This is a genomic window from Neorhizobium galegae (assembly GCF_017877055.1).
Lineage (GTDB): Bacteria > Pseudomonadota > Alphaproteobacteria > Rhizobiales > Rhizobiaceae > Neorhizobium > Neorhizobium galegae_D.
In genome coordinates, this window is sequence record NZ_JAGIPG010000005.1 from 248,014 (window position 1) to 261,969 (window position 13,956).

At 61.8% G+C, this 13,956-nt stretch carries 13 protein-coding genes; 12 read left to right on the top strand and 1 reads right to left on the bottom strand.

All coding sequences use genetic code 11. From position 1 onward, the window contains the following. Window positions 1-218 precede the first annotated feature (218 nt). Entirely contained in the window at window positions 219-863 is a 645-nt protein-coding gene (locus J2857_RS27510; RefSeq protein WP_210013251.1) for a class I SAM-dependent methyltransferase, read from the top strand. A gap of 48 nt (window positions 864-911) precedes the next feature. Here J2857_RS27510 and J2857_RS27515 read toward each other — a convergent pair whose 3' ends face one another. Then, window positions 912-1,343 (bottom strand): hypothetical protein, encoded by a 432-nt coding sequence (locus J2857_RS27515; protein WP_210013252.1) that lies wholly within the window; start codon window positions 1,341-1,343, stop codon window positions 912-914. A 286-nt stretch (window positions 1,344-1,629) separates the two neighbouring features. Here J2857_RS27515 and sdhC point away from each other — a divergent pair, with 286 nt between their 5' ends. The 11 genes from sdhC (at window position 1,630) to J2857_RS27570 (ending at window position 13,949) form a co-directional block, all read left to right on the top strand. Then, window positions 1,630-2,019, top strand: a complete 390-nt coding sequence (gene sdhC / locus J2857_RS27520; protein WP_210013253.1) for a succinate dehydrogenase, cytochrome b556 subunit — start codon at window positions 1,630-1,632, stop codon at window positions 2,017-2,019. Window positions 2,020-2,030: 11 nt separating this feature from the next. Then, a complete protein-coding gene (gene sdhD, locus J2857_RS27525) occupies window positions 2,031-2,411 on the top strand; it encodes a succinate dehydrogenase, hydrophobic membrane anchor protein (protein ID WP_210013254.1) in 381 nt (126 codons plus the stop codon). A 4-nt stretch (window positions 2,412-2,415) separates the two neighbouring features. Continuing rightward, window positions 2,416-4,257: a succinate dehydrogenase flavoprotein subunit gene (gene sdhA, locus J2857_RS27530; protein ID WP_210013255.1), complete on the top strand. Its 1,842-nt coding sequence runs from the start codon at window positions 2,416-2,418 to the stop codon at window positions 4,255-4,257. Window positions 4,258-4,259: 2 nt separating this feature from the next. Continuing rightward, window positions 4,260-4,724 carry a DUF3052 domain-containing protein gene (locus J2857_RS27535; RefSeq protein ID WP_210013256.1) on the top strand — a complete coding sequence of 155 codons (465 nt, stop codon included), beginning with the start codon at window positions 4,260-4,262 and terminating at the stop codon, window positions 4,722-4,724. Next, window positions 4,717-5,496, top strand: a complete 780-nt coding sequence (locus tag J2857_RS27540; protein ID WP_210013257.1) for a succinate dehydrogenase iron-sulfur subunit — start codon at window positions 4,717-4,719, stop codon at window positions 5,494-5,496. Before J2857_RS27535 ends, J2857_RS27540 begins: the two co-directional genes overlap by 8 nt. 187 nt (window positions 5,497-5,683) lie before the next feature. Next, window positions 5,684-6,226, top strand: coding sequence for a protease inhibitor Inh/omp19 family protein (locus J2857_RS27545; RefSeq protein ID WP_037081597.1), 543 nt, complete (start codon window positions 5,684-5,686; stop codon window positions 6,224-6,226). 30 nt (window positions 6,227-6,256) lie between these two features. Then, window positions 6,257-7,420 carry a cell division protein ZapE gene (zapE, locus tag J2857_RS27550; protein WP_210013258.1) on the top strand — a complete coding sequence of 388 codons (1,164 nt, stop codon included), beginning with the start codon at window positions 6,257-6,259 and terminating at the stop codon, window positions 7,418-7,420. Between the two features lie 176 nt (window positions 7,421-7,596). Beyond that, complete coding sequence (gene mdh / locus J2857_RS27555; RefSeq protein WP_007757753.1) at window positions 7,597-8,559, top strand: malate dehydrogenase; 963 nt, start codon at window positions 7,597-7,599, stop codon at window positions 8,557-8,559. Window positions 8,560-8,595: 36 nt separating this feature from the next. Beyond that, window positions 8,596-9,789 (top strand): ADP-forming succinate--CoA ligase subunit beta, encoded by a 1,194-nt coding sequence (gene sucC / locus J2857_RS27560; protein WP_210013259.1) that lies wholly within the window; start codon window positions 8,596-8,598, stop codon window positions 9,787-9,789. A 19-nt stretch (window positions 9,790-9,808) separates the two neighbouring features. After that, window positions 9,809-10,714 carry a succinate--CoA ligase subunit alpha gene (gene sucD / locus J2857_RS27565; RefSeq protein ID WP_046626703.1) on the top strand — a complete coding sequence of 302 codons (906 nt, stop codon included), beginning with the start codon at window positions 9,809-9,811 and terminating at the stop codon, window positions 10,712-10,714. A gap of 238 nt (window positions 10,715-10,952) precedes the next feature. Beyond that, complete coding sequence (locus J2857_RS27570) at window positions 10,953-13,949, top strand: 2-oxoglutarate dehydrogenase E1 component (RefSeq protein WP_210013260.1); 2,997 nt, start codon at window positions 10,953-10,955, stop codon at window positions 13,947-13,949. The last annotated feature ends 7 nt before the right edge of the window (window positions 13,950-13,956 follow it).

Here is a 13,956-nt window from a genome sequence, read left to right on the forward strand (position 1 = left end):
TTTAGGGGGCTTCAATGGGGTCGTTCAGCATTTGGCACTGGTTGATAGTCATTATTTGGTTGGTTGTGTTTGGTTGGCCAATCGCGAAAATTCTGAGGCGAATGGGCTTTTCAGGCTGGTGGACCGTCATCGCATTTGTTCCGCTGGTCAATATCATTGGCTTGTGGGTCGTTTCTGTCGCCCGTTGGCCCGTCATAGACAGGCAATAAGCGGAAAAATTGAAGACTGATCCCCGGACCTTCATCCTCCAGAACACGGATATCGCCGCGCCGCCGCATGTGCCGGAAATCCGGCTGCATCTGGCGAGCGAGGCGCATGACCTTTGGCTGAAGACAGAGGAGGATCTGGAACAGATCGGCCTGCCGCCGCCCTTCTGGGCGTTTGCCTGGGCGGGGGGCCAAGGGCTTGCCCGCTATATCCTCGACAATCCCGATGTGGTCGCGGGCAGGCGAGTGCTGGATTTTGCCAGCGGCTCCGGGTTGGTGGCGATCGCGGCTGGGCTTGCGGGGGCTGCCGATGTGCTGGCTGCGGATATCGATCCGTGGGCGGAGAGCGCGGTGGCGCTGAATGCCGCAGCCAATGGGGTCGAGATCCAGTTTACGGCCGATGATCAGATCGGCAGGGTAGTCGAGGCGGACGTCATTCTGGCCGGCGATGTTTTTTACGACCGGGATTTTGCGGCGTCGTTAATTCCGTGGTTCATGCGGCTGGCCGGCGAGGGGAAGCTGGTTCTGGTCGGCGATCCTGGCCGCAGCTATCTGCCGAAGGAGCGGCTCGAATCGCTTGCCGTCTATGAGGTGCCGGTGACGAGGGCGCTGGAGGACAGCGAGGTGAAGAAGACGACCGTCTGGCGGTTTGTTTAGCTTCGAGGGGTTGGTAGGGGGATCGGCTTCTCCAGTGCCATACCGGACCTAGTTCCCACCGCGGATGACGCAGACGCCAGCCTCGTAGGCGCAGGCGTGTCCGATCCCGTAGCCGCGCAAGCCGCTGTCCACGTCGATGATCTTGGCCTTCGGTGCGAGCACCACCCCGCCTTCCTGGCCCCACCAGTAATCCTGCGAAAAGTAGCGCGCAAAATGGATGCCGAAGTCGGGGACCGGGCGGGCCTGCAGCGGTCCGCTGAAGATGCCCAGCCGGCGGACGAACGATGCCGTTCCGGTGTAGAAGACGCGAAAGCTCTCCACGTTCGACGTGCGGTCGTCCCGATGTTCCCAGCGATTGCTTCCGAGGCGGTAGACGCTGCTGTCGCGATCGCTCCAACCGTCGCGGGCATTGGCGGCGGATGCGAGCGATGCGAAAAGCGCCGCAGCGATCAGGACAGGCTTGATGCGATTCGCGTTCATGGCGAACTCCGGAGAATATGATTAACGAAAGGTTATCATAAAACGGCTCCCGCCGTCCCGGCGGCAACGAAATCTTTCCAAATCGTAGTTAATGTGACCGCCGGGTTTGAACCACGTCAGCCACGAGAAAGACACAATCGATTAAATTGGAAATCGGTTTGAATTGTTCTTGTCGTCCGACATCCGTGCGATTAAACCACGCCAATGATGCAATGCACATTTCTTCGGCACCGTGCATTGTTGGGCGCCCGCCCTTGATACCGCATACGACGCCGCGAGGTTCCTGATGGCGAATGTGACTAACAACCGGCCCCTGTCGCCGCATCTTCAAATCTACAAGCTGATCCCCACCATGGTCATGTCGATCGTTCACCGCATCACCGGCGGTGCGCTGGCGGTCGGGACCATCCTTCTTGCCTGGTGGCTGATCGCCGCCGCGTCCGGCGAGGCCTATTTCAACTGGATCAGCTGGCTGTTCGGCACCTGGATCGGCCTGCTCGTGCTGTTCGGTTACACTTGGGCGCTGGTTCACCACATGCTCGGCGGCCTTCGCCACTTCATGTGGGACATGGGCCACGGTTTCGACAAGCATTTCAGCACCAAGATGGCGCTCGCGCTGCCGGTCGCCTCGGTCGGTCTGACCGTGGTGATCTGGATCGTTGGCCTGGCCGTCTGAGGGATAACATCATGGATATGCGTACGCCTCTGGGCAAAGTTCGCGGTCTCGGTTCGGCCAAGGATGGCACCGAGCATTTCTGGGTTCAGCGCGTGTCGGCCGTCGCCATGGTGCCGCTGGCCGTCTTCTTCGTCATCTTCCTCATCCGATATGCCGGCGCACCTTACGCCGAAGTCGTCGGCGCGCTTTCCAATCCGATCGTCGCCGTGCTGTTCGGCCTGATGGTGATTGCAGGACTCATCCACATGCGCATCGGCGTGCAGGAAATCATCGCCGACTACGTTCACAACGAGGGCCTGAAGTTCCTCTCGCTGATGCTCAATACATTCTTTGCAATGCTGATCGGCGGGCTCTGTCTTTTCGCCGTTCTGAAAATTGCGTTCGTGGGGTAAAATCATGGCATCCGTCACTCCTCTTGCCCAGAACGGCAAGGCCTACAAATATGTCGATCATTCCTACGACGTGATCGTCGTCGGCGCCGGTGGTGCCGGCCTGCGCGCCACGCTCGGCATGGCCGAACAGGGTTTCAAGACCGCCTGCATCACCAAGGTCTTCCCGACCCGCTCGCACACCGTTGCAGCACAGGGCGGTATTGCCGCGTCGCTGCAGAACATGACGCCGGACTCGTGGCAGTGGCACCTTTACGACACCGTCAAGGGTTCCGACTGGCTCGGCGATGTCGATGCCATGCAGTACATGGTCATGGAAGCGCCGAAGGCCGTCTACGAACTCGAGCATTACGGAGTGCCCTTCTCGCGTAATGAAGAGGGCAAGATCTACCAGCGCCCGTTCGGTGGCCATATGCAGAATTTCGGCGCCGGCCCGCCGGTGCAGCGCACCTGCGCCGCCGCAGACCGTACCGGCCACGCCATCCTGCACACGCTCTACGGCCAGTCGCTCCGCAACAACGCGGAATTCTTCATCGAATATTTCGCGCTTGACCTGATCATGTCGGATGACGGTCGCTGCACCGGCGTCGTCGCCTGGAACCTCGACGACGGCACGATCCATCGCTTCGCCGCCAAGATGGTGGTGCTGGCGACCGGCGGTTACGGCCGCGCCTATTTCTCGGCGACATCCGCCCATACCTGCACCGGTGACGGCGGCGGCATGGTGGCCCGCGCCGGCCTGCCCCTGCAGGACATGGAATTCGTGCAGTTCCACCCGACCGGCATCTACGGTTCGGGCTGTCTGATCACCGAAGGCGCGCGCGGCGAAGGCGGTTACCTCGTGAATTCCGAGGGCGAACGCTTCATGGAACGCTACGCGCCTTCGGCCAAGGACCTTGCCTCGCGCGACGTGGTTTCCCGCTGCATGACGCTGGAAATCCGCGAAGGCCGCGGCGTCGGCAAGAACAAGGACCACATTTTCCTGCATCTCGACCATCTCGATCCGGCCGTTCTTCACGAGCGCCTGCCGGGCATTTCCGAGAGCGCCAAGATTTTCGCAGGCGTCGATGTGACCCGCGAGCCGATCCCGGTCCTGCCGACCGTTCACTACAACATGGGCGGCATCCCGACCAATTTCTGGGGTGAAGTGCTCAATGCCGACAGCAACAATCCGGAACGGCTGCTGCCGGGCCTGATGGCCGTCGGCGAGGCGGGCTGCGCTTCGGTTCATGGCGCCAACCGCCTCGGCTCCAACTCGCTGATCGACCTCGTGGTGTTCGGCCGTGCGGCCGCGATCCGGGCCGGCGAAGTCATCAACAAGGCCGAGCCCATCCCCGCGCTCAACATCGCTGCCTGCGACAAGATCATGGACCGTTTCGACCGCCTGCGTCACGCCAGCGGCTCGACGCCGACCGCGGTTCTGCGCGACAAGATGCAGCGCACCATGCAGGACGACGCCGCCGTGTTCCGTACCCAGGAATCGCTGGAATCGGGCTGCAAGCGGATGTCGGCGATCTGGAGCGAGCTGAAGGACATCAAGGTCACCGACCGTTCGATGATCTGGAACTCGGACCTGGTCGAGACGCTGGAACTCGAAAACCTGATGGCGAACGCGATCGCCACGGTCTACGGCGCGGAAGCCCGCAAGGAAAGCCGCGGCTCCCACGCCCGGGAGGACTACACGTCCGGCCCGTTCGGCGGCCGCGACGACGAGAACTGGCGCAAGCATACGCTTGCCTGGGTCAACGACAGCGGTGAGGTCAAGCTCGACTACCGCCCGGTTCACACCGAACTCATCGCCGAGGGCATCGATCCTTACAAGATCGAGCCGAAGGCACGCGTGTACTGATCATGGCGGCGGCGGGTGCGGGATATTCCGGAACGCCGCTCGTTAAGAAGCTGGGTTTCAAGCCTGGGATGACGGCAGCGTTCGTTGCGCTGCCGGACAGCCTGGAAGAGCTGGGAGCCTTGGTTGAATTCGCCGCCTGCGACAGGTTTTCCTCCTGGGAAGCGATGCGTGCGGCAGGCAAGGCTTATGATGCGATCCACGCCTTCACGATCATGAGGGCGGAGATTGAAAACGAGCTTTCCGGTCTTCAGGACCGAATCAGGCCGGACGGCATGATCTGGGTCTCCTGGCCGAAGAAGGCTTCGAAGGTTAGGACGGACGTGACCGAGGATGTCGTGCGTAAAGCGGCTCTCGATCTCGATCTGGTGGATGTCAAGGTGGCCGCGGTCGACAACATATGGTCGGCGCTGAAGCTGGTCATTCGCAAGGATCGGCGCAAGGAAAGAACGGATAGGTCGCATGGTTGAACTCGCTCTCCCCAAGAACTCTCAGATGACCGAAGGCAAGACCTGGCCTAAGCCGGCCGGTGCCAAGAACGTCCGGGAATTCCGCATCTACCGCTGGAGCCCGGATGACGGGCAGAACCCGCGCATCGACACCTATTACATCGATGTCGACGATTGCGGTCCGATGGTTCTCGACGGTCTGCTCTACATCAAGAACAATATCGACCCGACGCTGACGTTGCGCCGCTCCTGCCGCGAAGGCATTTGCGGCTCCTGTGCTATGAACATCGACGGTACCAACACGCTCGCCTGCACCAAGGGCATGGACGACGTGACGGGCACCGTGAAGGTCTATCCGCTGCCGCATATGCCGGTCGTCAAGGACCTGGTTCCGGACCTGACCAATTTCTACGCCCAGCACCGCTCGATCGAGCCGTGGCTGAAGACGGTGTCGCCGCCGCCGGCCAAGGAGTGGAAGCAGAGCCACGAAGACCGCCAGAAGCTCGACGGCCTCTACGAGTGCATTCTCTGCGCTTGCTGCTCGACCTCCTGTCCGAGCTACTGGTGGAACGGCGACCGTTATCTCGGCCCGGCCACCCTGCTGCAGGCCTATCGCTGGCTGATCGATAGCCGCGACGAAGCCAAGGGCGAGCGCCTCGACAATCTCGAGGATCCCTTCCGGCTCTATCGCTGCCACACGATCATGAACTGCGCCCAGGCCTGCCCGAAGGGCCTGAACCCGGCCAAGGCGATCGCCGAAATCAAGAAGATGATGGTCGAGCGCCGCGTCTGAGGCGTTCTCGACAATTGGTGTCTCCCCCGGTCCCAGCGCTGGCTGGGACTGAATGCATCGCAGCATTCTTCTGGATCAGCCTGCCGAATTGTTCCAGTACGACTTGATTAACCAAGGTGGTTTACGATAATTCGGTCTTAATTCAGTGGCATCGGTGGCGGGTCAAGCTGAAAGCAGGAGTTAGATGATGCAGTTCAGATACGTGGCGACGGGACTTGTTCTTGCTTTGGCACTGGCCGGTTGCCAGCGCACTTCCTATAGCCCCTATAGTGATCTGCCCGCCCAGCCTTCTCAGCCGGCGCCGCTTCAGGCGCAGCCCGTGCCGTCCGTTCAGGGCGGCCAGCTGCCGCCGCCTCCCGGCACTGCGGGTTCCTCCCAGTTTCCGAGCGCGCCTGGCGCAAATCCTGCCATGGCGTCTGCCAATGCGGCCGCACCGCCGGCGACTGCGCTCGACATCAAGAAGGAAGCGATGGTCGGCAACTGGCGCGTTTCCAACGGCGGTTCGTCCTGCGACATGTTCCTGACGCTTACCAATCTCGGCGGTGGTTCGCGTGGCGGCACCCGCGGCTGCGCCGGCGAACTGACCGCGATGGGCTCCTGGGACGTGTCGGGCAAGATGGTCCAGTTCAAGAACCGGGCCGGCGACGTGATCGGACGCGTCTACAAGAGCGCCGAGAACCGCTTCGACGGTACGATGAATTCCGGCCAGCCGGTCAGCCTCAGCCGCTAAGCGGTTCCCCGCAGTTTCGAGGGCGTCCGTTTGGAACCCATTCCCGAATACACGACGAGCGTCGGCGAGGAGCTGAAGGCTTTGACCGTGTCGGGTGTGCTGACCGCCGACGCAGCCCAGCTGGCGGTTGCCGTCAAGCTCGACCATCTGCTGACCTGCCTTCGCGAAACGAAGCCGGCGAAGAAGAAGAGTTCGCTCGGCTGGCTCTTTGCCAAGGGCGGGGGCCGGCCGCGCGAAATCCGCGGTCTCTACGTGCATGGCAGTGTCGGGCGCGGCAAGACCATGCTGATGGACATGTTCTTCAAGAAGGCGCCGACGACAAAAAAGCGCCGGGCGCATTTCCACGAGTTCATGGCGGACGTGCATAACCGCATTCACGAACACCGGCAGAAGCTGAAGCGCGGCGAGACCAAGCAGGCGGATCCGGTGCCGCCGGTCGCCGCCGCGCTGTTTGCGGAAGCCGAGCTTCTCTGCTTCGACGAGTTTTCGGTCACCGACATCACCGATGCAATGATCCTTGCGCGACTGTTCACGGAGCTGTTCGGGCTCGGCTGCGTGCTGGTCGCGACCTCGAACGTGGCGCCGGACGATCTCTACAAGGATGGATTGAACCGCGGGCTATTCGTGCCGTTCATCGCATTGCTCAACCGCTACGTGGATGTCGTCACCCTCGATTCTCCCAACGATTACCGCATGCAGAAGCTTGCAAGCCTGCCGGTCTACGTGACGCCGCTCGATGCGCGCGCCGACGCCGCGATGGAATCTGCCTGGCACCAGGTGACCGAGGGCAAGAAGGCGGCACCCGTCGAGGTGCCGATGAAGGGTCGCAGCATCCATGTGCCCTCGGCCGCCGGGCGGGCGGCGCGCTTCGATTTCAAGGACATCTGCGGCAAGCCGCTCGGAGCGTCGGACTATCTGGCGCTCGCCGCTCGCTTCGACGCCATCTTCGTGGAGCACGTTCCGCAGCTCGGGCCGGAGAAGCGCAACGAAACGAAGCGGCTGATCAACCTGGTCGATGCGCTCTACGACCATACGGTCCGGCTCTACGTTTCCGCGGCGACGGCGCCGGAAGATATCCTGCTGGAGCGAAAAGGCACAGAAGGCTTCGAGTTCGATCGTACCGTCTCGCGTCTTTTTGAGATGCGCAGCCCCGACTATCTTGCACTGCACCAGCAAAAACGCCGTCGACTTTAACGATTTGGTGACAGAAAATCTTACGTTTACGTAAGATTTTTTATATCTAACCGATTGAAAAAGTTGAGCCGAAAATAATCGATTGCCATTCTGGGCGGATGGCGGTATGCGGTCTGGCACGTTGGTAGGCGAGCCATAGTCTGCCATGGATTCGGATCTCGAAAGGAAGCTTTTCGATGGCGCGCAAGAAGATCGCACTTATTGGTTCTGGCATGATCGGTGGAACGCTGGCGCATCTCGCCAGCCTGAAGGAGCTGGGCGACATCGTCCTCTTCGACATCGCCGACGGCATTCCGCAGGGCAAGGGCCTCGATATCGCCCAGTCCGGCCCGGTCGAGGGCTTCAATGCCAAGCTTTCCGGCGCCAGCGATTATGCTGCCATCGAAGGCGCTGACGTCTGCATCGTCACCGCCGGCGTCGCCCGCAAGCCGGGCATGAGCCGCGACGACCTGCTCGGCATCAACCTCAAGGTCATGGAACAGGTCGGTGCCGGCATCAAGAAATATGCACCGAACGCCTTCGTGATCTGCATCACCAACCCGCTCGACGCGATGGTCTGGGCACTCCAGAAGTTCTCGGGCCTGCCGAAGAACATGGTCGTCGGCATGGCCGGCGTGCTCGACTCGGCTCGCTTCCGTCTCTTCCTCTCCGAAGAATTCAACGTTTCCGTCCAGGACGTCACCGCCTTCGTTCTCGGCGGCCATGGCGACACGATGGTGCCGCTCGCCCGTTACTCGACCGTCGGCGGCGTTCCGCTCACCGACCTCGTCAAGATGGGCTGGGTCACCAAGGAGCGCCTCGAAGAAATCATCCAGCGCACCCGTGACGGCGGCGCCGAAATCGTCGGCCTGCTGAAGACCGGTTCTGCCTATTACGCTCCGGCCGCCTCGGCGATCGAAATGGCCGAATCCTTCCTCAAGGACAAGAAGCGCGTTCTGCCGGCTGCCGCCTATCTCTCCGGCCAGTACGGCGTCAAGGACATGTATGTTGGCGTTCCGACGATCATCGGCGCCGGCGGCGTCGAGCGCATCATCGAGGTCGAGTTCAACAAGGACGAGGAAGCCGCCTTCCAGAAGTCGGTCGGCGCCGTTGCCGGTCTTTGCGAAGCCTGCATCAACATTGCACCGGCTCTCAAGTAATCGACGCGCTGAAGTCATCGAAACAGGGATAAACCCATGAACATTCATGAATATCAGGCCAAGGCTCTGCTGAAGGGCTATGGTGCACCGGTTGCGGAAGGCGTCGCGATCCTGAAGGCCGAAGAGGCCGAAGCGGCTGCGAAGTCGCTTCCAGGCCCGCTCTACGTCGTGAAGAGCCAGATCCATGCGGGTGGCCGTGGCAAGGGCAAGTTCAAGGAACTCGGCCCCGATGCCAAGGGCGGCGTTCGCCTGGCCTTCTCGATCGAGGAAGCCAAGGCGCATGCCAAGGAAATGCTCGGCAACACGCTGGTGACCGCGCAGACCGGCGAAGCCGGCAAGCAGGTCAACCGCCTCTACATCGAAGACGGCGCCGACATCGCCCGCGAACTTTACTGCTCGCTGCTGGTCGACCGCTCGGTCGGCCGCGTCGCATTCGTGGTTTCTACCGAAGGCGGCATGGACATCGAAGCCGTTGCCCACGATACCCCTGAGAAGATCCACACGATCGCCATCGATCCGGAAGCCGGCGTGACGGCTGCGGACATCGCTGCGATCTCCAAGGCCCTGGAACTCGATGGCGCTGCCGCCGAAGACGCCAAGTCGCTCTTCCCGCTGCTCTACAAGGCCTTCAGCGAGAAGGACATGGCCCTTCTCGAGATCAACCCGCTGATCGTCATGAAGAACGGCCACCTGCGCGTTCTCGACGCGAAGATGTCGTTCGACGGCAATGCGCTCTTCCGCCACGACGACGTCAAGGCGCTGCGCGACGAGACCGAGGAAGACGCCAAGGAAATCGAGGCCTCCAAGTGGGACCTCGCTTACGTTGCCCTCGACGGCAATATCGGCTGCATGGTCAACGGCGCCGGTCTCGCCATGGCGACGATGGATATCATCAAGCTCTACGGCAAGGAGCCGGCGAACTTCTGCGACGTCGGCGGCGGTGCCGGCAAGGAGAAGGTGGCTGCGGCCTTCAAGATCATCACCGCGGACCCGAAGGTCGAGGGCATCCTCGTCAACATCTTCGGCGGCATCATGCGCTGCGACGTCATCGCCGAAGGCGTTGTCGCGGCAGTGCAGGAAGTCGGACTGAAGGTTCCGCTCGTGGTGCGCCTCGAAGGCACCAATGTCGAGCTCGGCAAGAAGATCCTGAATGAGTCCGGTCTCGCGATCACCGCGGCTGACGACCTTGACGACGCAGCGAAGAAGATCGTCGCGGCGATCGAAGCCTAACCTGGAAGGACCGGAATCAATGTCTATTCTCGTTAACAAAGACACCAAGGTCATCGTCCAGGGCCTGACCGGGAAGACCGGGACCTTCCACACGGAACAGGCGCTTGCCTATTACGGCACCAAGATGGTAGGCGGCGTTCATCCCAAGAAGGGCGGCGAATCGTGGTCGTCCGGCGTCGACGGCACCTCGCTGCCGATCTTCACGTCGGTTGCCGAAGCCAAGGAACGGACCGGCGCCGACGCGACCGTGATCTATGTTCCGCCGGCGGGTGCAGCAGATGCGATCATCGAGGCGATCGAAGCTGAGGTCCCGTTCATCACCTGCATTACCGAAGGCATTCCGGTCATGGACATGGTCCGTGTCAAGGCTCGCCTCGACCGTTCCAAGTCGCGCCTGCTCGGCCCCAACTGCCCGGGCATCCTGACGCCGGAAGAATGCAAGATCGGCATCATGCCGGGATCGATCTTCCGCAAGGGTTCGGTCGGCATCGTTTCCCGCTCGGGCACGCTGACCTACGAAGCCGTGTTCCAGACCTCGAACGAAGGCCTCGGCCAGACGACCGCCGTCGGCATCGGCGGCGACCCGGTCAAGGGAACCGAGTTCATCGACGTCCTGGAAATGTTCCTCGCCGACGACGCAACGACCTCGATCATCATGATCGGCGAAATCGGCGGCTCGGCTGAAGAAGACGCGGCGCAGTTCCTGAAGGACGAGGCCAAGAAGGGCCGCAGCAAGCCGATGGCCGGCTTCATCGCCGGTCGCACCGCACCGAAGGGCCGCACCATGGGTCACGCCGGCGCTGTGGTTTCCGGTGGCAAGGGTGACGCGGAATCGAAGATCGCGGCAATGGAATCGGCAGGCATCAAGGTGTCGCCGTCTCCGGCCCGTCTCGGCAAGACCTTGGTTGAAGTCCTGAAGGGCTGACGCCACATAAGGGACACTCGCCACCCCTGGATAGATAGGTGGCGATTGATCCGACAAGCTCCGGACAGGCGAAGCCGCATATGTTTCGCCTGTCCATGTTTCGCGTCTCTCAGATTTTGGGGACGGGTGACCGCCAAGGCGGTTCGGTACCAAGACGAAGACCAAGAAAATGCGGAGGCCGGAGATATATTCCGGTTCCGATTACGTCAGGAGGCGGGCGCGGCGCCCGCAGATAACCATGGCACGGCAAGAAGCCAACGAGCAGTTCCTCATCACCTCTTTCCTCGACGGACAGAACGCAGCCTATATCGAGCAGCTGCATGCCCGGTACGAGGACGACCCGACATCCGTCGCGCCGGAATGGCAGGCCTTCTTCAAGGCGCTGGCCGACAATCCGGACGATGTGAAGGCGGCGGCCAAGGGTGCCTCCTGGCAGCGCAAGAACTGGCCGATCACGGCCAATGGCGAGCTGGTCTCGGCGCTCGACGGCAACTGGCCGCTCGTCGAAAAGGCGATCGAAACCAAGGTGAAGGCGAAGGCGGAAGCTGCTGCCGTTGCGACCGGCAAGCCGGTCAGCGAAACCGATGTGCTGCAGGCGACGCGCGATAGCGTCCGCGCCATCATGATGATCCGCGCCTACCGCATGCGGGGTCACCTGCATGCCAAGCTCGATCCGCTCGGCATTGCCAGCGCGGTCGAGGACTATAACGAGCTGTCGCCGTCCGCTTACGGCTTTACCGAAGCAGATTACGACCGCAAGATCTTCATCGACAACGTGCTCGGCCTCGAACACGCGACCATCCGCGAGATGATCGAGATTCTCGAGCGCACCTATTGCTCGACCTTGGGCGTCGAGTTCATGCACATTTCCAATCCGGAAGAAAAGTCCTGGATCCAGGAGCGTATCGAAGGCCCGGGCAAGGGCGTCGAGTTCACGCCGGAAGGCAAGAAGGCTATCCTTTCCAAGCTGGTCGAAGCGGAAGGCTACGAGCAGTTCCTCGACGTACGCTTCAAGGGTACGAAGCGCTTCGGTCTCGACGGCGGCGAATCGCTGATCCCGGCGCTCGAACAGATCATCAAGCGCGGCGGCCAGGAAGGTCTTGAAGAAGTCGTTCTCGGCATGCCGCATCGCGGCCGCCTGAACGTGCTGACCAACGTCATGCTCAAGCCGCACCGGGCAGTGTTCCACGAATTCAAGGGCGGTTCGTTCAAGCCGGACGAAGTCGAAGGTTCGGGCGACGTCAAGTACCATCTCGGCGCTTCGTCGGACCGCGAATTCGACGGCAACAAGGTCCACATGTCGCTGACGGCGAACCCGTCGCATCTGGAAATCGTCAACCCGGTCGTCATGGGCAAGGCCCGCGCCAAGCAGGACATGCTTGCCAAGGCCTGGGACGGTGACATCATTCCGCTGAAGGAACGCTCAAAGGTTCTGCCGCTCCTGCTGCACGGCGACGCCGCGTTTGCGGGCCAGGGCGTGGTTGCCGAAATCCTCGGTCTCTCGGGCCTGCGCGGCCACCGCGTCGCCGGCACGATGCACGTCATCGTCAACAACCAGATCGGCTTTACCACCAACCCGGCCTTCTCGCGTTCGTCGCCCTATCCGTCCGACGTCGCCAAGATGATCGAGGCGCCGATCTTCCACGTCAACGGCGACGATCCGGAAGCGGTCGTCTATGCCGCCAAGGTCGCGACCGAATACCGGATGAAGTTCCACAAGCCGGTCGTCATCGACATGTTCTGCTACCGCCGCTTCGGCCATAACGAAGGCGACGAGCCGGCGTTCACGCAGCCGAAGATGTACAAGGTCATCCGTGCCCACAAGACCGTCGCGCAGATCTATGCCGACCGCCTGATCGCCGAGGGCCTGGTCACCGATGGCGAATTCGAGAAGATGAAGGCCGACTGGCGCGCGCATCTCGAAACCGAATTCGAGGCCGGCCAGAGCTACAAGCCGAACAAGGCCGACTGGCTGGACGGCCAGTGGTCGGGCCTGCGTTCGGCCGACAATGCCGATGAACAGCGCCGTGGCAAGACCGCCATGCCGATGAAGGAACTGCGGGAGATCGGCCGCAAGCTGTCGACCATTCCGGAAGGCTTCAACGCGCATCGCACCATCAAGCGGTTCATGGAAAACCGCGCGCAGATGGTCGAGACCGGCGAAGGCATCGACTGGGCGATGGCGGAAGCCCTGGCATTCGGTTCGCTTGCCGTCGAAGGCACCAAGATCCGCCTGTCCGGCCAGGATTGCGAACGCGGTACGTTCTCGCAGCGCCATTCGGTTCTCTACGATCAGGACACGGAAGAGCGCTACATCCCGCTCGCCAACCTGTCGCCGACCCAGGCCCGTTACGAAGTCATCAATTCGATGCTTTCGGAAGAGGCGGTCCTCGGCTTCGAATACGGCTATTCGCTCGCCCGTCCGAATGCGCTGACCCTTTGGGAAGCCCAGTTCGGTGACTTCGCCAATGGTGCGCAGGTCGTGTTCGACCAGTTCATCTCGTCGGGCGAACGCAAGTGGCTGCGCATGTCCGGTCTCGTCTGCCTCCTGCCGCACGGTTATGAAGGCCAGGGTCCGGAACACTCTTCGGCCCGCCTCGAGCGCTGGCTGCAGATGTGCGCCGAAGACAACATGCAGGTCGCCAACGTCACGACGCCGGCGAACTACTTCCATATCCTGCGCCGCCAGACGAAGCGCGACTTCCGCAAGCCGCTTCTCCTGATGACGCCGAAGTCCCTGCTGCGCCACAAGCGGGCGACCTCGACGCTAGCCGAGCTGGCCGGCGAATCCTCCTTCCATCGCCTGCTGTGGGACGATGCGGAGGTCATCAAGGACGGCCCGATCAAGCTGCAGAAGGATGCCAAGATCCGTCGCGTCGTGCTCTGCACCGGCAAGGTCTATTACGACCTGCTCGAAGAGCGCGAAAAGCGCGGCATCGACGACATCTACCTGCTGCGCATCGAACAGCTCTATCCGTTCCCGGCCAAGGCTCTGATCAACGAGCTTTCCCGCTTCCGCAACGCGGAAATGGTCTGGTGCCAGGAAGAGCCGAAGAACATGGGTGCATGGTCGTTCATCGACCCGTACCTGGAATGGGTTCTGGCGCATATCGATGCCAAGTATCAGCGCGTTCGTTACACGGGCCGGCCGGCAGCGGCCTCGCCTGCAACGGGCCAGATGTCGAAGCATCTCGCACAGCTCGAAGCCTTCCTCGAAGACGCGCTGGGCGGCTAGGGGTAGG

What these genes read in the sequence shown, in the direction of transcription:
- J2857_RS27540 (WP_210013257.1), top strand. Translation starts at nt 4,717, where the DNA reads ATGGTTGAACTCGCTCTCCCCAAGAACTCTCAGATGACCGAAGGCAAG.
- mdh (WP_007757753.1), top strand. Translation starts at nt 7,597, where the DNA reads ATGGCGCGCAAGAAGATCGCACTTATTGGTTCTGGCATGATCGGTGGA.
- J2857_RS27545 (WP_037081597.1), top strand. Translation starts at nt 5,684, where the DNA reads ATGCAGTTCAGATACGTGGCGACGGGACTTGTTCTTGCTTTGGCACTG.
- sucD (WP_046626703.1), top strand. Translation starts at nt 9,809, where the DNA reads ATGTCTATTCTCGTTAACAAAGACACCAAGGTCATCGTCCAGGGCCTG.
- J2857_RS27535 (WP_210013256.1), top strand. Translation starts at nt 4,260, where the DNA reads ATGGCGGCGGCGGGTGCGGGATATTCCGGAACGCCGCTCGTTAAGAAG.
- sdhC (WP_210013253.1), top strand. Translation starts at nt 1,630, where the DNA reads ATGGCGAATGTGACTAACAACCGGCCCCTGTCGCCGCATCTTCAAATC.
- J2857_RS27515 (WP_210013252.1), bottom strand. Translation starts at nt 1,343, where the DNA reads ATGAACGCGAATCGCATCAAGCCTGTCCTGATCGCTGCGGCGCTTTTC.
- sucC (WP_210013259.1), top strand. Translation starts at nt 8,596, where the DNA reads ATGAACATTCATGAATATCAGGCCAAGGCTCTGCTGAAGGGCTATGGT.
- sdhD (WP_210013254.1), top strand. Translation starts at nt 2,031, where the DNA reads ATGGATATGCGTACGCCTCTGGGCAAAGTTCGCGGTCTCGGTTCGGCC.
- J2857_RS27570 (WP_210013260.1), top strand. Translation starts at nt 10,953, where the DNA reads ATGGCACGGCAAGAAGCCAACGAGCAGTTCCTCATCACCTCTTTCCTC.
- sdhA (WP_210013255.1), top strand. Translation starts at nt 2,416, where the DNA reads ATGGCATCCGTCACTCCTCTTGCCCAGAACGGCAAGGCCTACAAATAT.